Source organism: Sporosarcina sp. So3-204 (assembly GCF_058068165.1).
Map to the genome: position 1 here is coordinate 3,757,540 of NZ_CM176485.1, position 21,779 is coordinate 3,779,318.

The 21,779-nt window shown below is 36.8% G+C and carries 25 protein-coding genes; 2 read left to right on the forward strand and 23 right to left on the reverse strand.

Annotated features, from left to right (window positions below; translation table 11 throughout):
- Positions 1–323 precede the first annotated feature (323 nt).
- From AC3RV6_RS18585 to rpsF, 17 genes are all read right to left on the reverse strand, one after another.
- Positions 324–458: a hypothetical protein gene (locus tag AC3RV6_RS18585; protein ID WP_489747436.1), complete on the reverse strand. Its 135-nt coding sequence runs from the start codon at positions 456–458 to the stop codon at positions 324–326.
- Between the two features lie 84 nt (positions 459–542).
- Entirely contained in the window at positions 543–854 is a 312-nt protein-coding gene (locus AC3RV6_RS18590; RefSeq protein WP_489749311.1) for an ankyrin repeat domain-containing protein, read from the reverse strand.
- 469 nt (positions 855–1,323) lie between these two features.
- Positions 1,324–1,803, reverse strand: a complete 480-nt coding sequence (gene rlmH / locus AC3RV6_RS18595; RefSeq protein ID WP_489747437.1) for a 23S rRNA (pseudouridine(1915)-N(3))-methyltransferase RlmH — start codon at positions 1,801–1,803, stop codon at positions 1,324–1,326.
- A gap of 78 nt (positions 1,804–1,881) precedes the next feature.
- Entirely contained in the window at positions 1,882–2,046 is a 165-nt protein-coding gene (locus AC3RV6_RS18600) for a CxxH/CxxC protein (RefSeq protein ID WP_489747438.1), read from the reverse strand.
- Between the two features lie 142 nt (positions 2,047–2,188).
- On the reverse strand, positions 2,189–3,448 hold the full coding sequence (locus AC3RV6_RS18605) for a S1C family serine protease (protein WP_489747439.1): 1,260 nt from the start codon (positions 3,446–3,448) through the stop codon (positions 2,189–2,191).
- A 90-nt stretch (positions 3,449–3,538) separates the two neighbouring features.
- Positions 3,539–4,327: an MBL fold metallo-hydrolase gene (locus AC3RV6_RS18610; protein ID WP_489747440.1), complete on the reverse strand. Its 789-nt coding sequence runs from the start codon at positions 4,325–4,327 to the stop codon at positions 3,539–3,541.
- Between the two features lie 13 nt (positions 4,328–4,340).
- Positions 4,341–5,159 carry a two-component system regulatory protein YycI gene (locus tag AC3RV6_RS18615; RefSeq protein ID WP_489747441.1) on the reverse strand — a complete coding sequence of 273 codons (819 nt, stop codon included), beginning with the start codon at positions 5,157–5,159 and terminating at the stop codon, positions 4,341–4,343.
- A complete protein-coding gene (locus tag AC3RV6_RS18620; protein ID WP_489747442.1) occupies positions 5,146–6,465 on the reverse strand; it encodes a YycH family regulatory protein in 1,320 nt (439 codons plus the stop codon). Before AC3RV6_RS18620 ends, AC3RV6_RS18615 begins: the two co-directional genes overlap by 14 nt.
- On the reverse strand, positions 6,456–8,279 hold the full coding sequence (walK, locus tag AC3RV6_RS18625; protein WP_489747443.1) for a cell wall metabolism sensor histidine kinase WalK: 1,824 nt from the start codon (positions 8,277–8,279) through the stop codon (positions 6,456–6,458). Before walK ends, AC3RV6_RS18620 begins: the two co-directional genes overlap by 10 nt.
- A gap of 6 nt (positions 8,280–8,285) precedes the next feature.
- Positions 8,286–8,993, reverse strand: coding sequence for a response regulator YycF (gene yycF / locus AC3RV6_RS18630; protein WP_489747444.1), 708 nt, complete (start codon positions 8,991–8,993; stop codon positions 8,286–8,288).
- A gap of 350 nt (positions 8,994–9,343) precedes the next feature.
- On the reverse strand, positions 9,344–10,696 hold the full coding sequence (dnaB, locus tag AC3RV6_RS18635) for a replicative DNA helicase (RefSeq protein ID WP_489747445.1): 1,353 nt from the start codon (positions 10,694–10,696) through the stop codon (positions 9,344–9,346).
- Between the two features lie 16 nt (positions 10,697–10,712).
- Entirely contained in the window at positions 10,713–11,162 is a 450-nt protein-coding gene (gene rplI, locus AC3RV6_RS18640) for a 50S ribosomal protein L9 (RefSeq protein WP_489747446.1), read from the reverse strand.
- Positions 11,163–11,183: 21 nt separating this feature from the next.
- Positions 11,184–13,136 (reverse strand): DHH family phosphoesterase, encoded by a 1,953-nt coding sequence (locus AC3RV6_RS18645; RefSeq protein WP_489747447.1) that lies wholly within the window; start codon positions 13,134–13,136, stop codon positions 11,184–11,186.
- A gap of 12 nt (positions 13,137–13,148) precedes the next feature.
- Entirely contained in the window at positions 13,149–14,093 is a 945-nt protein-coding gene (locus AC3RV6_RS18650; protein ID WP_489747448.1) for a YybS family protein, read from the reverse strand.
- 216 nt (positions 14,094–14,309) lie between these two features.
- Positions 14,310–14,549, reverse strand: a complete 240-nt coding sequence (rpsR, locus tag AC3RV6_RS18655; protein ID WP_489749312.1) for a 30S ribosomal protein S18 — start codon at positions 14,547–14,549, stop codon at positions 14,310–14,312.
- 50 nt (positions 14,550–14,599) lie between these two features.
- Entirely contained in the window at positions 14,600–15,118 is a 519-nt protein-coding gene (ssb, locus tag AC3RV6_RS18660) for a single-stranded DNA-binding protein (RefSeq protein WP_489747449.1), read from the reverse strand.
- 59 nt (positions 15,119–15,177) lie between these two features.
- Positions 15,178–15,465, reverse strand: a complete 288-nt coding sequence (gene rpsF / locus AC3RV6_RS18665; RefSeq protein WP_489747450.1) for a 30S ribosomal protein S6 — start codon at positions 15,463–15,465, stop codon at positions 15,178–15,180.
- A gap of 148 nt (positions 15,466–15,613) precedes the next feature.
- Between rpsF and AC3RV6_RS18670 the strand changes: the two genes are divergently transcribed.
- Positions 15,614–16,171, forward strand: coding sequence for a DUF3267 domain-containing protein (locus tag AC3RV6_RS18670; protein ID WP_489747451.1), 558 nt, complete (start codon positions 15,614–15,616; stop codon positions 16,169–16,171).
- A gap of 58 nt (positions 16,172–16,229) precedes the next feature.
- Here AC3RV6_RS18670 and ychF read toward each other — a convergent pair whose 3' ends face one another.
- The 3 genes from ychF to AC3RV6_RS18685 form a co-directional block, all read right to left on the reverse strand.
- Entirely contained in the window at positions 16,230–17,330 is a 1,101-nt protein-coding gene (gene ychF, locus AC3RV6_RS18675) for a redox-regulated ATPase YchF (RefSeq protein ID WP_489747452.1), read from the reverse strand.
- A gap of 213 nt (positions 17,331–17,543) precedes the next feature.
- Entirely contained in the window at positions 17,544–17,747 is a 204-nt protein-coding gene (locus AC3RV6_RS18680) for a DUF951 domain-containing protein (protein ID WP_489747453.1), read from the reverse strand.
- Positions 17,728–18,645: a mechanosensitive ion channel family protein gene (locus AC3RV6_RS18685; RefSeq protein WP_489747454.1), complete on the reverse strand. Its 918-nt coding sequence runs from the start codon at positions 18,643–18,645 to the stop codon at positions 17,728–17,730. The genes AC3RV6_RS18680 and AC3RV6_RS18685 overlap by 20 nt, the downstream gene beginning before the upstream one ends.
- Before the next feature lie 123 nt (positions 18,646–18,768).
- On the opposite strand from AC3RV6_RS18685, the gene yyaC reads away from it, so the two are divergent.
- Complete coding sequence (gene yyaC, locus AC3RV6_RS18690; protein WP_489747455.1) at positions 18,769–19,338, forward strand: spore protease YyaC; 570 nt, start codon at positions 18,769–18,771, stop codon at positions 19,336–19,338.
- Here the strand turns inward: yyaC and AC3RV6_RS18695 are convergent.
- From AC3RV6_RS18695 to AC3RV6_RS18705, 3 genes are all read right to left on the reverse strand, one after another.
- A complete protein-coding gene (locus AC3RV6_RS18695; RefSeq protein WP_489747456.1) occupies positions 19,316–20,029 on the reverse strand; it encodes a DUF554 domain-containing protein in 714 nt (237 codons plus the stop codon). The two genes, yyaC and AC3RV6_RS18695, sit on opposite strands and share 23 nt — an antisense overlap.
- A 62-nt stretch (positions 20,030–20,091) precedes the next feature.
- Positions 20,092–20,931, reverse strand: coding sequence for a ParB/RepB/Spo0J family partition protein (locus AC3RV6_RS18700; RefSeq protein WP_489747457.1), 840 nt, complete (start codon positions 20,929–20,931; stop codon positions 20,092–20,094).
- A complete protein-coding gene (locus AC3RV6_RS18705; RefSeq protein WP_489747458.1) occupies positions 20,912–21,685 on the reverse strand; it encodes a ParA family protein in 774 nt (257 codons plus the stop codon). Before AC3RV6_RS18705 ends, AC3RV6_RS18700 begins: the two co-directional genes overlap by 20 nt.
- Positions 21,686–21,779 lie beyond the last annotated feature (94 nt).

Sequence of the window (21,779 nt, forward strand, 5' to 3'; positions counted from 1 at the left end):
AGTTAATGTCATGAATTTGAGCTATCATAACTGAACCACTATAAGAGGATTCGAACCCCAAAAATCACGTGTTAAGTTCGCCATGTGACTTGCGCCTGCAACTACAAACGGTTCTCCGTACTGCATCCAAGTGCAATCTTGTTGAACACTCGGCGAACAGAGATTTAAAATTGACCACTTACCTATTTAAATTCTGATTTCTACTCTTTGAAGTGTATGATAATTTCATTCTGACAAACTCATTTACATTCATCTTTTCACAGCCTTAGTCATCCTATAAAATAAAAAAACGGATATACCTAATCGCTATATTCGTTTTTTTCCTATTCTTCTAATATTTTAATCATTGTTGTATAGCCTTTCTCCTTAGCATAATCAAGTGCTGTCTTACTCGAACTGTCACGAAGTTCTTTATTCGCATTAAATATTACTAATTCCTGTACAATTTGCTGATACACTTCTGAACCATCAGTTAATGCGACTGCCTCAATTAATACCGTATAGCCGAAATTATTTTGATGATCGATATCTACTTTACCATCTTATAAAAGTAGCTTCACATTGTTTAAATGCCCTTTTTCTGCAGCGGGTATCAACGCATTGCCACCATAGCGATTAACAATATTTTGATTTGGTTCCGCATGCTCGATCATATACTTTAAAATCTCTGTTTTTCCTTGTGCACCTGCATATAGATAGGCACTATCCTGAATACTATCTTGTTGATTAATGTCTGCTCCCGCTTCAATTAAAAGTTTCGCTACCTCGATATTATTGTGATGAGTAGCAATTAAAAGAGGCGCTTCCTTTTCATTATTCGTTTCATTTATTGGATATGACTTATCCTTTAAAATTCCTTGAACCTATTTTATATCGTTGTTTTCGACTGCTTGAATAAGTTCGCCTGAGTATTGCTTCACATTCTTTTGTCCATACGCGATTCGAATGCAAAATACAAAAATATGAAACAGTAAATTACCATTAAAGCAGTTCCTACTTTATACTAATCTTACTTATTAAAGGGGGCAAACACAATGTCCGAAATGGCAAGAGATTTTAAAGACGCGTTAATCGCTAAAGCAAAATGTCTATCTACTAGTTCGCTGTACTTGCTGAAGTACATGGCGATAGTTCTGGTACCACTATACGTTATTTATTTTTTATTAAATTAATGAAAGTTAAAAAAAGGCGATTCCATTATGAGCGGAATCGCCTTTTTTCTGTATCAATCAGATAGTTTGTTGCCACGAATTTGTGATTGTAGCGTTAGAGTCTTCTTCGTATTGGTTAACGCTTGGGCCTCCAGACAATTAAAAACCTCATTTACTTATGGTACGGTTCACCCTTCATAATCTTAAACGCCCGATACACCTGCTCCAACAAAATCAGCTTCATTAGTTGATGTGGGAATGTCATTTTAGAAAATGATAATAACTCATCAGCTCTTTTATAAACCGTATCATGCAACCCAAGTGATCCACCAATGACAAACGCTATTTTACTACGACCGTAAGTCATTAACGACTCAATACCTGCCGCAAGCTCCTCTGATGTTTTCATCTTACCTTCAATCGCTAACGCAACTACATATGTATCCGGACTAATTTTAGAAAGAATTCTTTCCGCTTCTTTTTTCTTCACGATTTCCATATCCGCTTCACTCAATGATTCTGGTGCTTTTTCATCCGAAACTTCAACAAAAGTAATTTTCGCGAACGGCTTCAACCTTTTTGAGAATTCCTCAATCCCCGTTTTGATGTATTTATCTTTTACTTTACCCACAGTTACAATTGTCAAGTTCAAAAGTTATCCTCCTCTAATAAAATGTTACACACAATACTTATGCACATATCCACAAGTAAATCTATATGTTGTGTCCGATTATTTGTTCGCCACAACATATAATGCTGCATCTTCACAATAGGTACACTTTGTGGATAACATTTCTGGGCCTTCTATTTTCTCCATAATTGGAAACATTTCTAGTTCTACGATGATATCATCTAAAGCTTGGTTTATATGACTTTCGCAGCTATATATATTCATTTTTCTAACAACTCCCCTTGTTTTTTCTAATAATAATGTTATGCACAAATTTTCAGTTTTATCCACATGTGCGCAGTTTAAAAAATAAAAGAGGTCGAGTAGCGTTCTTTTCGCTACCCCTCCTCTTTGTGGATAAGTTAATTTAGAATGAAGTACCACGTGCTAATGTCATTTCAATTTCAAGTAACTTTCCTTCACGATATACTTTCACGACCATCGTGTCACCTACTTTTTTCTCATTATACAGATGTTTACGTAGGCTGACCATATCTCCAATCTTTTCTTTATCCATTTCAACAATAACATCATACTTTTGTATGCCTGCTTTATTAGCTGGTGAATCCTTTAAGACTTGATTAATTACGACACCTTCATTTACAGATTCAGGTAGTTTCAATACTTCCTGCTGCTGACCAGATGGAACGCTAGCCAAATCCAGTAACGTTACACCCATCGTTGGGCGAATCACTTCACCGTACTGCTCTAACTGTTTGATGATTGGAGCAGCTAGATTAATCGGAATCGCAAGCCCAATACCTTCAACAGTCTCCTCAGAAATTTTCATTGAATTGATGCCGATTAATTGACCAGCTAAATTCATCAGTGCACCACCAGAGTTTCCTGGATTAATGGCGGCATCAGTTTGCAACACATCCGAGTACCAATCCACTGAACCATCTTTATCAATGTCTATTGGAATCGATCTGTCTTTACCTGACACTACACCGACTGTCACGGAACCTGAAAACCCGAGGCCGAGTGGATTTCCAATTGCAATAACTGTTTCGCCACGTTTCAAAACATCAGAATCTCCGAATTCAGCAACTGCATTTACAGTTGCTGAATCAATTTCAATCACGGCAAGATCTGTCCATATATCACTTCCAACAAGACGCCCTTCTGTTTTTGTGCCGTCATCAAAAGTAATTTCAAGTTCCGTAGCACCTTCAACAACATGATGATTAGTCACAATCTGCGCTTTCCCATTTTCACTTTTATAAATTACACCAGATCCTGATCCTGTTTCTTTAGTCGTTTTCGTTGATGACCAAACATCTTGAACCATTTGTAAGTTTGTTACACCAACGACAGAATCAGCTACCTTTCCAACCACATCGGTTATTTCCGTATGTATAACAACTGATGTGCCTTCCTTCTGTATAGCATTCTCATTTACTGATTTATTAACATCTTTTGCATCTTTTACGTCAGTTCCATTCGCGCTAGGAACTATAAACCAAACGAGTAATGCACCGATGATAACCCCAAACAACCCCATTAAAAAACCATTACTTTTCCTTGGCGGACGCTTTTTTGGCATCATATTATATTCATCCATTTGCTTCTTCCTCTCATTGGCTAATATCGTTATTCTTTCCCTATTTTCATCAAATGTAAGCATCTAACTTTAATCCTAAAGTTCAAAAAAAAGCCTCACCGATTAACGGTAAGGCTCCTTGAGAAATCGTTCAATTACCATCGTTGGATGAATTTAGACCTTGACGAGTTCAGTCGGTTTTTCTGCATCTGTATCATAGAGATGTACATATTCCCCTGTAATAATACCGCATGTTTCCAATGTCTGCTTCACACTCATCCTGGCCAGGTCTTTCATATTATTATCCTGGCTTAAATGCGATAGATAAATCCTGGTTTCTTTCTCTTCAACTACTGAACTAATTGCCACTGCAGCATCTTCATTAGAAACATGGCCAACATCACTTAAGATTCTACGTTTTACTGACCAAGGATAACGGCTCATTTGTAACATGCTTACATCATGATTACTCTCAAAAACAAATGAATCTGCACCTCGAATGATACCTTTCATCCGATCACTTACATAACCTGTATCTGTAATAATAGCTAACTTGCGATCATTTTCATGAAATGTATAAAACATCGGATCGGCTGCATCATGCGAAACTGCAAAAGACTCTACGCTTAATCCACCAAAGGATTTAACTGTTTCCATATCAAATTGAAAGCATTGATCTAGAGGAACTTTTCCAATTAATCCGTCCATTGCTTGCCATGTTTTTTCATTGGCATAAATCGGTATTCCGTACTTCCTGGCTACGACGCCAAGACCTTTTATATGGTCGCTATGTTCATGCGTAACAAAAATACCATTTAAATCCGCCAATGAACGATCAATTTGAGCAAACAGACTTTCTAATTTTTTTCCACTGAACCCCGCATCTACAAGGAAAGAATGCTCCTCATTTTCTATAAAAGTTGCATTTCCTGAACTTCCACTCGCGAGAACACTAAAACGCATAGCTAAAAACTCCTTAATTATTTTCCTCTTCATCATTATCTTTTTGAAATTCTATAATCTTTCCATCAATGGCATTTATAAAGTAATCTTCAATTTCACCATCTTTTAATTCTACATGAACACGCCAAGTTGGTGCAAACACTTGGGTTTTAGTTGGTTGAATCAGTGCTGAATAGCCAAGTGAGATACTCTTTATAGTTGAATCTGGTTTTAAATAATTTCTTGAATACAACGTATCTAAAGCTTGGATAGGTGCTAGCAAATCCTTCTTCTTATTATAGCTTACAAATTCTCCAAACATCCGCTGTTCGTAGTTTGTCACAAAACCTTCTTCATTCCAGTAAACATATAGCATTGCATTTTTATTAAAATAAATTGGATTGTCTTTCACTTTTTGAAAAAATATCGCGGATCTTTTTTCTTCATCAATTTCCCATAACATATACTCGTTACCATGCAATACATACTTTGTTAAAAAGGACCTAAAATCGTAATTGCCTTTTTCTTTTCCTTTTTTTATATCTACTGGATTTTGAAGTCTCGATAGTAAATAAGTTTCATCAAGCACATTAAATACTTGATTCTCTAGTTTATTAAGATCGCCCTCTTTAAATTTAGCAACTTCTGCATACAGATAGGAGGACTCCTGATTATCTACAGGTAATTGTTCATATTTAATATTATCTAATTGAAGGTATTCTTCAATTGTCGTTTCCCACATCACTTGAACATTCTTGGCTTCAGTATGCCGATTTACATATAGTGAATATAAGAAGACATTTAATATAGAAAACACAACAATAAATATGGTTTTTGTTTTATTCCAATCCAATCATTTCACCTCCAGATTGCTCTGGTGAAAAGCGAACCCAAGTATTTTGCGTCAAGAAATACCAAGAAGGTTCTAATAAAAATATTTGACGATCTATATCGTGCTTCATAAAATAACCTGTTGAAATTTCTTCAATCTCATTAAAATTAATTTCATCAGACTTCGCTAACCTTTCAACAACTTCAGGACCTGATAGAAGAACTTCTGTTTCTGTCTCAGATGGTAGGGTCAAATCAAGCGTATAATAAGGTCTCATATAGCGAAATATTCGATCCTCTCCCCAAACTTGCTCAATTTCAGTCGAAGTCGTATCACTGTATACGGGTAGTCCATGAACATATAACTGATATTTCACATAGCGTGTTGATGGATTCATATGAGAATACCTGAATTCATCCGTCCATCCACCGTGCTCGTTCATAAAATCAATTGTCTTGAGGAGCAGATCTGCTGGATTTGCACCCTCATCACTTTCTGCTGCTGGATGTACATAATGTAATCTTTTCGTATTTGTATCAATACTCATTAATGCGTGATCGTCTTGGAACTCTTCATGATTCAGTCCAACTTGACTGCGTCTAACTGCATTGGGATCGCTAAATAATGCATCCCTAAATTTAGATAAACTTGTCTCCGCTTCAATAAACGTATTGCTAATAACTTCGACAGGTTGTTCCGGCACCGCAATAAAACCAGTCGTATATTTAGGATTCACCGCTACATAAGAAGCATAACTCTGTCCTCTCATTAACAAGGCCTGTATATCGACCGGTTTAATTTTCACACTGTAGTGCAACTGATCTTCCCTACTTATAAAATGCATACTTGTAGCCGCCATTGTAGGGTTCCAATCAATAACAATTCGATCAAATGAACCAATAGGAATATTAGATTCAGTAATTTCCACAATTTTATTATAGACCAAAAAAGGAATTTGCCCAGGGAAGAATAGCGTCACTCGATTCTTCTCTTGTAAAAACGTATTCAATTTTTCGTCACTAAATTTAGCATCTTCTAAAACAAGTTCTGAAATCTTCCAAGCTTTCATTGTACTAATTAAATTGTCAATTTCCTCTGCATCCGTTGTTCCATTCATTCCATCTTCAAATTGAAATAACAACTTATAGGGCTTTATAATTGATTCAATATCCTTCTTTTCAGCTATCTTAATTTCAACAGCTGCAGGTTTTTCAATTGTTTTCAATTTTGGGGTATAGGTCCAAATTGAAAAGGTTAATGTAATACTTAACCCTATTAGGAAGACGAGTACGACTGATTTTATTGTTTCTATATGTTTCAATCCCACTCACCTTCCTCTTGTAGTTCATACGGTAATGTAAAGAAAATCGTCGTACCTTTATGTTCTTCACTTTCCGCCCAGATTTCTCCACCGTGTGCAATAATCATTTCCCTAGATATTGCAAGACCTAACCCGGTTCCACCCATAGCACGTGACCTAGCACGGTCAGCACGGTAAAAACGATCAAAAATTCTATTTACATTCTCCCTTGGAATACCCATCCCATCGTCAGAAATAGTGACTTTGATATATTTATCAAGCGCAGAAACACTAAAGTAAATATCTCCACCATCTGGTGAATACTTTAACGCATTGGAAATAATATTATCAATAACTTGAGTCATTTTATCCGGGTCAATTTCTACGAATAATTGCGTTGGATGAAGTAGACGTTGGAAATAAACTTCTTGTGATTTAGATAATTCAAATCTATCTATAATAAAGCTAAAAAATGTATTAAACTCAACCCACTCTTTATTCAAATCATAATCACGACTATCCATTCTAGAAAGCTTCAGTAAGTCTTCAACGAGACGAATCATCCGCTCAGTTTCCGTTTGTGTGACATGAAGAAATGAAGGTGCAATTTCTTCATTCTTCCAAGCACCATCTGCTAGTGCTTCTAGATAACTACGCATTGTCGTAAGTGGCGTTCTTAATTCATGTGAAACATTCGAAACAAATTCCCGTCTTTCCATATCAATCTTCTCTTGTTCCGTATTGTCATGTAATACGACTACAAGTCCATTTACAAAACCTGTTTCTTTTTGTGTTACAGAGAAACTTGCCCTTAACACATAGGGACGTTCAGGTGTACTAAAGTCGAGTGCAAGTGATTCCTTTATTTCAACTAAATCCTCAAAAGTATAATCCTTTTCTAAACCAAGAACAGATGATATTGGTCGATTTAAAACAAGGTTCTCAGTCATACTCAACATAAGCAGTGCAGGTTCATTAATTAGAACTACCCTGCCTTTACGATCTGTTGAAATCACACCATCTGTCATGTTTTCCAGAACTGACGCTAGTTTTCGTCGTTCTCCTTCTGTAGATGCCTGTGATTCTTGAAGTCGATTCGTTAAATGATTAAACGCAACTGCTAACTGGCCAAGTTCATCATTTCCGTAAACACGCACTTTTCTTGAAAAGTTACCCTTTGCCATTTCCTGTGCCTGTCTCCGCATATCCGAAATCGGCCGGGTCATTGTTTGTGCAATAAAAATTCCTATTAATATAGTTATCGTCAAAGAGACAGCAGTTCCTACCGCTAAAATCTCATTGATCTCATCCATCTGCTGAAATACTTTTTCAATATTTGATTCTAAATATAGCGCACCAATTACTTCGTCGCCCGATTTAATTGGCATAATACGAACCATGATTCGCTTATTTGTTTGTTGATCGAAATAAATACTGTCATTAGATGATTCCGATGATATAGATCTCTTTATAATATCATCCATTGAACGCCTTCCAACCATCACTTGATTATCAAGGACGGAAGTCGCTAATATGCGAGATTTAGAATTAATAACACGAATTTCATTAACATCTTCTGAAGTAAAACCGGAAAGAACACTTCTTAGGCTTGTCTCAAGTAGCGGATCGTCGTCTGTCCGTTCTTTAAGAATCTCTTCACGGACACTAAATTCAATGAGATTCATTTTATCTTCAATAGATGTTGTGAAATTGGTTTTTAGTGTGTGTTCAAGCTCACGCACGAAATAGAGACCAATAATTTGCATCGCTACAATAATAAGAAGTACATAAATCAGCACAAACTTTACATGGATTGAACGAAAAATTCCAACTTTACGCATGTTGGTTTATTCCTGTTCCGGATCCCGTAAGTAATAACCTACGCCGCGTCTCGTCACTATCCAAACTGGGTGACTAGGATTATCTTCAACTTTTTCACGTAACCTTCTAATCGTAACATCTACAGTTCGGACATCGCCAAAATAATCATAACCCCAGACTGTCTGAAGAAGATGCTCTCTCGTCATTACTTGTCCCAGATGCTTTGATAGATAATGGATAAGTTCAAACTCACGATGTGTTAGTTCAATCTTCTCTCCTCGTTTTTGGACAAGGTATGCATCTGGTTGAACAGTAAGATTACCGACTATAATATTATTTGAGACTTCCTCTTCTTCTGAAACAGATTTCATATGCCTACGCAAATTGGCTTTCACGCGTGCAATAAGTTCGCGCGTTCCAAATGGCTTAGTTACATAATCGTCTGCTCCAAGTTCAAGTCCTAATACTTTATCTATTTCAGAATCTTTCGCAGTTAACATGATAATAGGAAAATCATATTTCTTACGTACTTCACGACATACTTCCATACCGTCTCTTTTAGGAAGCATTATATCGAGTAGCATTAAGTCAGGTTTCACCTCTTCAACCTTCTCCAAAGCTTCCTCCCCGTCATAAGCACAAAAAACATTAAATCCTTCTTTTTTTAAATTAAATTCTAGAATATCAGCAATTGGTTTTTCATCGTCAACAACAAGAATAGTTTTATTTTGCATAGTATGTCTCCTTCTCGCCCCAACGGCGCCTCTATCAGTATTCTCTAACTTTATCACTCTTTTATATGTTTCGCACGTTCTACAAAGCGTTTCTAAGTTCTATTTCCTGGGAAATAGTCACTACAAGACAAATAAAAATGACCTAAAGAATTACTATACTCTCAAAGTACTGCTATCGCTAACACACTTATTGGATACAAAAGAGTTTCATCACCCTTGTCATCTCCAGTCTTCTGCTTTTGTAGCCTATCCCAAATAACTCTAATTTTATAAAAAAACACCTTGCTACCAATAATTCATGGTAACAAGGTGCTTACTAGCTTGGCGTCATTTATCGTGAAAATAAATCATTAGTAATCGGGTGCCGAATGTTGACTCCAATCAACGTTCACAAACTTATTGAATTCCTTAGCAAACGCTAATTTGACAGTTCCTGTAGGACCATTCCGCTGCTTCGCAATAATAATTTCAATAATATTTTCATTTTCTGTTTCCTTATCGTAATAATCTTCACGATATAGAAAAGATACGATGTCAGCGTCTTGCTCAATACTACCTGACTCCCGAAGGTCGGATAACATAGGACGCTTGTCCTGACGTTGCTCAACGCTACGTGATAACTGTGAGAGCGCAATGACAGGTACTTCAAGTTCTCTAGCTATCGCTTTCAAAGTACGGGAGATGTCTGAAACCTCTTGTTGTCTGTTTTCTCCTGCACGACCACTTCCAGAAATGAGCTGAAGGTAATCAATAATAATCATACCTAATCCATGTTCTTGTTGTAATCGACGACATTTAGAACGAATTTCATTTACACGAATACCCGCTGCATCATCAATGAATATACCAGCATTGGACAAACTCCCCATTGCCATCGTAAGCTTACGCCAATCTTCGTCTTGAAGCGCACCTGTACGCATGACCTGAGCATCTATATTACCTTCCGCACAAAGCATCCGCATAACAAGTTGGTCTGCACCCATCTCGAGACTGAAAATTGCCACGTTTTCACTTGTCTTCGTTGCAACGTTTTGTGCAATGTTTAAAGCAAATGCCGTCTTACCCACGGATGGACGGGCGGCTACAATGATTAGATCATTGCGCTGAAAACCAGCAGTCAATTTATCTAAATCCGTGAAACCTGATGGGATTCCAGTCACATCACCTTTTTGTGTATGCAAAAGTTCAATATTGTCATATGTCTGAACAAGAACGTCTTTTATATGCTTAAAATCTCCACTGTTTTTCCGGTTCGACACTTCCATCATTTTCTTTTCTGCTTCAGATAAAAGTGCTTCTACTTCGTCTTCCCGCGTATAACCATCCTCAACAATTGTAGTAGCTACACGTATGAGCCTTCGCAGCAGTCCTTTTTCTTCAACAATTTTGGCATAATGAAAGATATTTGCAGCAGTTGGAACTGAGTTGGCAATTTCTGTTAAATATGAAATTCCGCCCACATTTTCTAATTCCTTTGTAGCCGAAAGTTCTTCTGTAACAGTAACGACATCAATAGCCTGTCCCTTATCACTTAGAACAAGCATAGTATTGAATATTTTCTGATGAGCAAGTCTATAAAAGTCTTCTGGCATTAGAACTTCTGCAGCAGTTATTAGTGCCTGTGGATCTAGGAATATCGCTCCGATGACCGACTGTTCCGCTTCATTGTTATGGGGTGGGACACGATCGATCATCTCATTCATTTAACTGCCTCACTTCTTATAATTCTTCTGTTACATGCACTTTTAAAGTAGCAGTTACCTCTGGGTGAATTCGGATTGAAATATTCGTAAAGCCTAGTGCACGAATCGCGTCTGGAAGATCCATCTTACGTCGGTCTACTTTAATGCCTTCAGTTTTATTGAGTTCATCTGCAATTTGTTTTGTTGTAATTGAACCAAATAAACGGCCATCTTCACCAGACTTGGCTTTCATTTCTACCGTTACCTTCTCAATTTTACCTTTAAGTACATTTGCATCTGCTAATTCTTCAGCAGCATTTTTTTCCACACGTTTTTGCTGACCTTTTAATTTGCTCATATTTCCAGGTGTCGCTTCAATTGCCAAATTATTTTTCAATAAAAAGTTTTGTGCATATCCTACAGATACTTCTTTCACTTCACCTTTACTACCTTTTCCTTTAACGTCCTCCAAAAAAATTACTTTCATTTGTATGATCCCCTTTTCAAATTATAAATTTAGTACGACTTTTAATTGTTTAACTGCTTCTTCTACTGTTTCCACATCAAGTTGACAAGCCGAATTTGTTAAATGTCCTCCACCGCCGAGTTCTTCCATTACAACTTGAACATTCAAGTCACCTAATGAACGTGCGCTAATTCCAACCTTTCCATCTGGTCGACGCGCTACAACGAACGATGCTGTAACATCTTGCATCGCAAGCAAGATATCTGCTGTTTGTGCTATTAAAACAGGGCCATAGCTCTTGTTTTCTTCACCCTTAACTATCGCGATACCATTATTGGTCAATTCAGCTGTTTCAATAAGCTTTGCACGTACAATATAAGTATCGATATCTTCTTTCAGCAAACGTTGAACGAGTATCGTATCCGCCTTATTTGTACGAAGATAAGAAGCCGCCTCAAAGGTTCTTGCTCCTGTTCTAAGTGTAAAGCTTTTCGTATCAACGACGATGCCAGCTAAAAGCGCTGTAGCCTCCAGCATTGTAAGTTTTGAATGCTTAGGCTGATACTCAAGTAATTCTGTAACAAGCTCTGCCGTAGATGATGCATACGGTTCTAAGTAAACTAACATATTGTTATTGATGAACTCTTCACCGCGTCGATGGTGATCAATTACGACAACCTTTTCAGCCTTTTCAAGAATACGATTGTCAATAACCAAACTCGGCTTATGTGTGTCTACAATAATAACAAGTGATTGCTCAGTCATCATTGATAATGCATTATCTGGTTCAATAAATTTATTATATAAATCTTCATCTTGTCTAATCTCGTGCATTAGCTTCGTTACACTTCCATCTAATTCATCAAAATTGACAACGACATAACCTTCTACATTATTCATACGCGCCATCTTCTGAACACCTATCGACGCACCAATCGCATCCATATCCGGTAGTTTATGGCCCATTACAAAAACTTTATCACTTGATTGGATTAAATCACGTAAGGCATGCGAGATAACCCTCGCTCTCACGCGTGTTCTTTTTTCAACAGGATTTGTCTTTCCACCATAAAACTTAACCTTACCGTCAAGCTGCTTAATTGCAACCTGGTCTCCACCACGCCCTAAAACGAGATCAAGACTCGACTGCGCAAGCTCACCTAATTCAACTAGTGAAGTAGAGCCCATTCCAATTCCAATACTAAGCGTAAGTTCATTGCTTTGTTTTGCAGTCGTTTCTCGTATGTCATCTAATATTGAAAATCGGTTTTTCTCCAAACCACTAAGTGCTTTTTCATTAAATACGGCTAGAAAGCGATCTGATGCAACACGTTTAACATATATTCCATTATCTAATCCCCACTTGTTGACGAGTGATGTCACAAGAGAATTCAATTGACTTCTTGTCTGATCATCCATTGCTTGCGCAAGTTCATCATAGTTATCAACTAAGATTACGCCAAGAACAGTTCGATCTGCGTAATAGAGCTTCTCAATTACTAGCTTTTCAGTCACGTCAAATAAATACAGTAACTTCTCTTCAGCTTTGTAAATCACATCAAAATGACGATCATCAATTGAGATTACAACCTTTTCCTCTTTATCACTTTTTATTATTGGATGAAACTGCTCAGACAAATTGAGTAGGTCCTCTCCAATTAGTGATTCTAATTTGAATACCTCAGATACGAATGGATTAGACCATTCAACTAGATTCTTATCATTAATAAGAATAATACCAATCGGCAGTTCAAGCAGTGCCTCTTCTCCAACTTTTCTAATTCGATGCGACAGCGTTTCAATATGCTTTTCAGTCTCAATATATGTTTGTTCTTCAATTCTCCAGGCAATTCCTATAACTCCTAAAAATAGCACTGAAAAAAGAAGGCCTAACCAAAACTGTGCCATCAGAAGCGGTATCGCTGCAAGCACACCAAGAAACGACAAGCCCGTCAATGGATAGCGTATCATTCTTTTTCTATATAAAGACGTCATGCGGTCAGCTCCTTAGTTTGCTTTACCTTCATCTTTTGCAATCCATTTGCGAATATTAACTCCAATGTCCAAAATACCTAATAGAACCGTAATTGGACTTAAGATAATAGCAAATGCCGTCGTCAAGACAGCTATCCCATTTGGAAGCTTTTTATGATTTATATAAAAGAAAATTAATGAAATACCTTGGATTAAAAATAAAAATCTAAGAATGACAGTAGCATTCTCATAAATTAAATAAATCATTGTTCCTTGATTAACTTTAGCAATATACGGCAAAATTAAAACGAGTAAGTACGTCCATACTGTCAATACCGGTAACTTCATTTCCCGAAACGGAGGAAACTTCAAAACTTTATGTCCAAGACGACCTACTATTATCGAATTTAAAACGACAAATATAAAAGCCATTGTGAACGCACCAAGTATAAGTATTGATGGAAGCGTAGTTTTGTAAAAAGTAATCATATCATCCATTTGCTTATTAAAGTTTTCAGGTAGCTCACCGAACTGCACCATTTTGGATGTCATAATCTCCTGGGTATCTTGCAAAGTAGTCATCATTACATCAATCATATTAAATTTAAACAAAAAAACAGATGCAACGTAAATAATCATCATAAGTACTAACAGTGATAAACCAGAAGCCATAAATGTATACAGTTTTGATTTTTTCAAGACCATTGTTTCCCCTATGACAACTCCAAGTATTCCAAACACAATTGCAAAAGGAATTAAAAATATCCCACCAATAAACAAAGACATAATAGATCCGACCAACAGAACGAGAATTGTTGTAAGTCGATCATGTTGAAGCCTACAAAGAATAATTGGTAGCGGAATAAAGTACATAGTTACTACCCCTAGTACTGGCACATAAAACGTTACTGCTAATAGGATTACAAACATCGCAATCATCATTGCACCGTATGTAACTTTCCTTGCATTGTCTTGCATAATATGAATTCCTCCGGTTATTTGTTCAGTATCTAACATTTAAATTAACTGTTTAACACTTCTAAGATTTATTCTTAAATAATAACTCTAATTGTATCATGATTACGTCATAGAAACCAAAAAAGAACAAGTATTCTTATCGTCAAATAATGCTTAAAAAGACCGCCTTTTTACCTTAACTACGGTAGAAAGACGGTCTAAATCATTTACTTTTATTTATCTTTCTTCCGAGCTAAACGGAAGAAGTGCCATCGTACGTGAACGTTTAATCGCAAGTGTCAGTTTACGTTGATACTTAGCGCTAGTTCCCGTTACACGACGAGGTAAGATTTTTCCACGCTCAGAAACAAATTTTCTAAGTAGGTCAGTATCTTTATAATCGATGTTTGTGATGTTATTTGAATTGAAATAACAAACTTTACGGCGTTTGCGGCCTCCACGGCGTTGTCCCATAATTGTTTACCTCCTCATCATTTTCTATTAGCTTAAACAATAAATCTTATCCCTTAGAACGGTAAATCGTCGTCCGATACTTCTATCGGTCCTCCGCCTGTTGAGAAAGGATCGTCGTTCATGCGTGTATAATTTTGCTGACTTGGTTGCTGATTCGTTTGCTGATTTGATTGTTGCATTGGTTGTTGTGCACCCTTTTGAGGAGCACCACCGTAGTTACTTTCAGACCGTTGCTCACCGCCGGAAGTTGCACTGCGTGGTTCAAGAAATTGCACGCTGTCTGCCACAACTTCAGTCATGAAGACACGATTGCCATCCTTACCGTCGAAGTTACTCGTTTGTATACGACCTTCGATTCCAGCAAGGCTGCCTTTTCTTAAAAAGTTCGCTGTGTTTTCGGCTTGTTTTCTCCAAGTTACACAGTTAACGAAATCCGCTTCTCTTTGGCCTTGTTGGTTCGAGAATGGTCTGTTAACCGCAAGTGTAAAGCGTGTGACCGCAATACCCCCTTGAGTATACTTGAGTTCAGGATCTTTCGTTAAACGGCCAACTAATACGACAGTGTTAATCATCAGAATTCAACCTCCCTCATCATTTTGTAAAATGTTGCCATCTATTTTATAAAAATAGATTAAGCGTCAAGACGGATAGCCATATGACGAATAATACCTTCGTTAATATTAGCTAGACGTTTGAATTCATCAAGTGCTTCATTACCAGCATTAAAAGTTATAAGTTGGTAAAAGCCTTCACGCAAGTCGTCAATCTCGTAAGCGAGACGGCGTTTGCCCCAATCTTTCGACTCGATGATTTCAGCGCCGTTTGAAGTTAAAACTTCGTCAAAACGCTCAACCAATGCTTTCTTTTGTTCATCATCTAACGTTGGTCGGATAACATACATAATTTCGTATTTTCTCATCTTTAGTCACCTCCTTATGGTCTTTGGCCCTGCTGTTAATAGCGGGCAAGGAGCAAGTAATATATTACTCACATCAATGGATTATACCACGGAAAATAATACTTTTCAAGTTTTATCTTGTATACTTAATAGAAGAGGTGATTTACTAGTGGATGAACAACTCATTCCAAACGAAATAGTCGAAATTAATCTTGCCACTGTGGCGAAAAACGCTCTTTATCTCACACTCCTTCCCCTAATACTTATACTCATAATCCATTTCTATCTAGTAAATGGTTTATACTTTAAAGTAACGCTTTTCAATCTTTTACAACTTTTTATCGGGTACATCGTCCTTATTGTTCTACATGAGTTTTTCCATTTGTTTGGATTCTGGATATTCGCTAAAGTTCCTTGGAAGCGAATGAAAGTTGGCGTTAATTTAAAGCTCGGTATTGCCTATGCAACGACAGACAAACTCATGACAAATCGTGCTGTCCGAAAAGCTCTACTTCTCCCCTTTTGGATGACAGGCATAATACCTGCAATCATCGGTCTTTCTATTGGTAGTGCAGTTTTAATTATTCTTTCTGCACTATTAATCGGTGGTGCTGCTGGCGACTTTGCAATGTATAAGGACTTAAAAAAACTACCAGATGATTGGCTTATTAAAGATGATCCAAAGTTACCTAGACTATATGCTTTTATCCCAGAACGAATATTATAGAACCTAAAAAAACTGCTAGAAGTCAATTATGACTTCTAGCAGTTTTCATTTTACTGACTTAAACATTAAAGCGGAACAAGATAATATCGCCGTCTTTAACGACATACTCTTTTCCTTCTGAACGAACTTTACCAGTTTCCTTGGCCGCAGCCATTGAGCCTGCAGCTACTAATTCGTCATAAGCTACCGTCTCTGCACGAATGAATCCACGCTCAAAGTCTGTATGAATAATTCCCGCGCATTGAGGTGCTTTCATTCCTTGACGGAAAGTCCACGCCCTAACTTCTTGTACACCTGCAGTAAAGTATGTAGCAAATCCAAGTAATTTATAAGTTGCTTTAATAAGTAAGTCTAGTCCAGACTCCTCTATTCCAAGCTCTTCTAAAAACATTTGCTTATCTTCATCTTCAAGTTCAGCCATCTCTTCTTCGATCTTCGCACATACGACAATTACTTCTGCATTGTCTTTTTTAGCAAACTCACGGACAAGATTTACATATTCGTTATTACTCGTATCTACTATTTCATCTTCAGACACGTTAGCAACATATAGCATTTCTTTAATTGTTAGCAAATGCATTCCTTTAATAAGTGCATGTTCTTCAACTGATAAATCAACAGAACGTGCTGGTTGTTCATTTTCAAATGCTTCTTTTAGTTTTTGTAAGACAGGAGCTTCAGCCATAGCATCCGCGTCTTTTTGTTTTGCCATTTTAGTTACACGTTCTAAACGTTTATCAACGCTTTCCATATCAGCAAGAATGAGTTCCAGATTAATGACTTCAATATCATTAATTGGGTCAACTTTACCTGATACATGCGTAATGTTTTCATCTACGAAACACCGAACAACTTGGCAAATTGCATCGACTTCACGAATATGAGTCAAAAATTTATTTCCGAGACCTTCACCCTTACTAGCCCCCTTAACAATACCTGCAATATCAGTAAATTCGAATGCAGTTGGCACTGTCTTTTTAGGTACAACAAGTTCTGTTAACTTTGTAAGTCGCTCATCCGGTACTTCTACAATTCCTACGTTTGGATCTATTGTGCAAAACGGGTAATTTGCCGCCTCTGCACCTGCTTTTGTAATCGCATTAAATAAGGTTGATTTTCCTACGTTAGGAAGACCAACAATTCCAGCTGTTAACGCCATCTAGTCCACTACCTTTCATCTGAGTCAATTTCATAATTACATAAATCCGTTACGTCACTACAATATATAGTTGAAAACGTTTTAACTATATATTGTAGTGGTGTGGCGATAAAATTCTATTATGAAATTGACTGATCTATATAACCTATTGATATTATTTATATATTCACTCTCAACTCTTCTATTATAAGGATAATGCCTTAAAATGTCTATCTACTCATCAAGTTCTGATGCCACAAGGACTTTTTTCATTTTCTTTGTAAACTCATTCCTTGGAATCATTACACTATGTCCGCAGCCCTCACATTTTATCCGAATATCTGCACCCATTCTAATTATCTTCCAAGCATTCGTGCCGCAAGGATGCTGTTTTTTCATTTCAACCACATCATTCAATTTAAAGACTTTCAGATTCATCCAACTCATCTTCCTTTCTTCGGTGGTAAGTAACCAATTTCGGATAAGGAATTTCTATTTCATGCTCATCCAAAAATACCTTTAAGTCCTTCCGAAACTTTCTTGCAAATGCCCATTGCATAACTGGTTCAGTTTCAGCAGTAACACCGAATATAATTTCAGAAGCAGCTAAATCCTGAACACCTATTAATGTCGGTCGCGATAGCAGCCCTCCATATCCAATCGGAATACTCGACAGAAACTCTTCAATAAGCTCCTCCGCACGTTGGATATTTGTTTCATAGCCAATTCGTATATTTATAATAGCTAATGAATTATTAATTGAATAATTAACTACCTCTAATATACTACCGTTTGGAATGATATGAATTTCACCGCCGTAAGCACTTATTTTTGTCGTACGAAGCCCAATTTCTTCTACCGTACCCTCAGCAACACCAATTTTCACATAGTCGCCTACAGAAAACTGATCTTCAAAGATGATAAAGAAACCTGTAATTACATCTTTCACTAAGCTTTGCGCACCGAAACCAACTGCTAATCCAAGCACGCCCGCACCAGCAAGTAAACCTTTAACATCAATCGAAAACTCGGCAAGAATTGCGATGATTGCCGTGAAATAAACAACGTAAGCAAGTGCATTTTCTAATAACTTTACTAATGTTTTTTCCCGTCTTTCAGAAGGACGTAGTCTACTTTTAAGTTGTATTGTAAAAAACTTTCTAATAAGCATTTGTCCAACCTTAACAATAATCCCTGTAGATATTACAATGAACGCTACTTTAATCGCAACTAACCCTATCGAAACCCATAAATCTTCACTAATTAAGTAATCTTTTACTTTTTCCAATTCTAAAAAAAATTTCTTTCCTTCTTTTACTGCGTCAATCACTGCCACTATTTGTCCCCTTCCGTATAAATACTCTTTTCCAAGCGTATACTGCATAAAGAAAAGCACTACTTGTCTTCACATAGACAAGTATACAAACCTTTAAAATATAAAAAGAAATGGAGTATTATTATGCCAACTACTGTTTCTACTATGTATGATTACCGTATACACTACAATGAAACTGGTGCCGTTTGGAAGTTAAGTTCATTATTCCTACAACATATCCCTTTTAATCACGCTAATCTTCTTTTCTTCTGCATCGGCACCGATCGTTCAACTGGAGACACACTAGGTCCACTCACTGGTTCTCGCCTGACAGAATCAAGTATATTTCCATACACTATTATCGGCACGTTAGAAAACCCTCTGCATGCGCTAAACTTACAAGACACGATTGCTGAAACAGTTGCGACAAATCCTAATGCTTACATTGTCGCAATTGATGCTTGTTTAGGCAACGGAAACGCAATTGGTCAATTACTATTTCAAGAAGGACCTATTGAACCTGGTAAAGCAGTCGGAAAAAAACTACCTGCAGTCGGTAATGTATCTATTAAAGGGATTGTTAACATCGCTGGCTTTATGGAACATGCAGTCTTACAAAGTACGCGGCTCCATCTACCTTTCGAGATGAGTAGAACACTCTCTAGAGCATTACAACTTGCATACAGTCGTTCTAAATCCCAAATACATGTATAATTGTAACGACAATTCCTACTACAAGAATTCCAGGAACTAAGTTTGCTACCCTAATTTTAGTTAGTCCAATTAAGTTTAAACCAATAGCTATAATCATTAGTCCTCCAGTTGCCGTCATTTCCGAAATAAATAATGTAAGTAATTCTTCTGGAACAAACTTGCTAATTTGTGTTGAAAGTAATGTGATTGTCCCTTGGTATAAAAAGATAGGTATTGCTGAAAATAAAACACCTATACCAAGTGTAGAACTTAGAATAATGGCTGTAAATCCATCAATTATACCTTTCATAATAAGGACATCATGATTATTTCTGATTCCACTATCAATAGCACCTATTATAGCCATTGAACCAACAATAAAAATAAGTGTTGCTGTCACAAACCCTTGCGCAAAGTTTGAACCTGATTTTTTCTGTGAGGGTAGCTTGCTTTCAAGCCATTTACCAAGTTGATTAATTTTCGCATCTAAATCTATCCATTCCCCTATTACGGCACCTATAACAATACTTATTATAACAATCAAGACTTCCGTAGTAGCAAATGTCATTTGAATCCCAATAACCATAACTGCAATACCAATACCATACATGATAGTTTCTTTCATGCGTTCAGGAATATTATGCAGAAAACGACCAATAATTGCTCCTACGATTACAAGCAGCGTGTTTACTATTGTACCGAAAAAAATCAACTAAATCACATCCACTTATTAAAAATAATACCTATTCTGCATTTCGCAAAATAGGTATTTACTCATTCATCTAATAATTCAAGAATTCTTTCAAGATCATCCTCAGAAAAGAATTCTATTTCAATTTTGCCTTTACTCTTATTCTTCTTAATCGTTACATTTGTACCGAAGTAATCTCTTAGCGTAGACTCTCTTTCAGCCAAAAACAAATCCTTTTTCGGTTTGGTTTTTGTTTCACGTGGAACATCTTCATTAAGGTTTTGGACTAGTTTCTCCAATTGCCTAACGTTCAATCCCTCTTTAAGTACACGTTGAGCGACTAACATAATCTGTTCCTTTTTGCGCAAACCTAATAAAGTACGTCCATGCCCCATAGAAATCTTTCCTTCTGTTATTTTATTCCTAACAGCTTCTGGTAATGAAAGAAGACGAACATGATTTGCGATATGGGATCTACTTTTCCCTAACCTGAATGCCAATTGCTCCTGTGTAAGTTTTAGATTTTCAATTAATTTGGAATATGCTTCTGCTTCCTCAATAGGAGTCAAGTCTTCACGTTGAAGGTTTTCCAAAATAGCCATTTCCATAGCTTCTTCATCTGAAAGTACACGAACAACCGCAGGAACTTCAGTCAACCCCGCAATCTTAGCTGCACGGAATCTTCTTTCACCTACAACTATTTCGTAAGTCATCCCAGTTTTCCTTAAAATAATCGGTTGTAGAATACCATGTTCTTTTATAGACTCACTAAGGTCTTCAATAGCAGCTGCATCAAATATCTTTCTTGGTTGATAAGGATTCGGAACAATGCTTTTTACATTAATGTGATCGATTGACTCGGCCTTTGTTAAAGATTCACCCGGAAATAAAGCGTTCAAACCTTTACCCAATCCTTTTGTCATTGTGCACCACTTCCTTTGCTAACTCTAAGTACATTTCCGAACCGCGTGATCTTGGGTCGTATACAATTATCGGTTCCCCGTGACTTGGTGCTTCACTTAGTCTAACGTTCCTAGGAATAACTGTTTTATACACTTTATCTTGAAAATACTTTTTGACTTCTTCAATCACTTGGATACCAAGGTTAGTTCTGGCATCGAACATCGTTAAAAGGACACCATCAATCATTAAATCTTCATTTAAGTGTTTTTGAACAAGACGAATTGTGCTTAATAACTGGCTTAATCCTTCCAGCGCATAATATTCACATTGAACCGGAATTAATATTGCATCAGAAGCTGTCAGTGCATTTATAGTAAGGAGACCTAGTGATGGCGGACAATCTATAATCACATAATCATAAAGATCTTTTGAATCCTGTATAGCATGCTTTAATCGGACTTCTCTTGAAATTGTTGATACCAATTCAATTTCAGCGCCTGCCAAAGATATTGTCGCTGGAATAATATCAAGATTTTCAACTTTAGTTTGCAAAATAACATCTTTCATACTTACATCATCTATTAATACATCATAGATGCAATTTTCAACATCACCTTTATTAATTCCTACACCACTTGTAGCATTCCCTTGCGGATCAGTGTCAATTAAGAGTACTTTTTTGCCAATATGAGCAAGGCAAGCACTCAGATTAACGGAAGTTGTCGTTTTCCCGACGCCTCCCTTTTGGTTTGCTATAGCAATGATTCTACCCATGCTTGCACCTGCTTTCCTACTTTTAAATTTAAATCAAAGATAATTACAATCCATTTTATCAAACGTTAACAAAGAATCAAACAACATTATAATA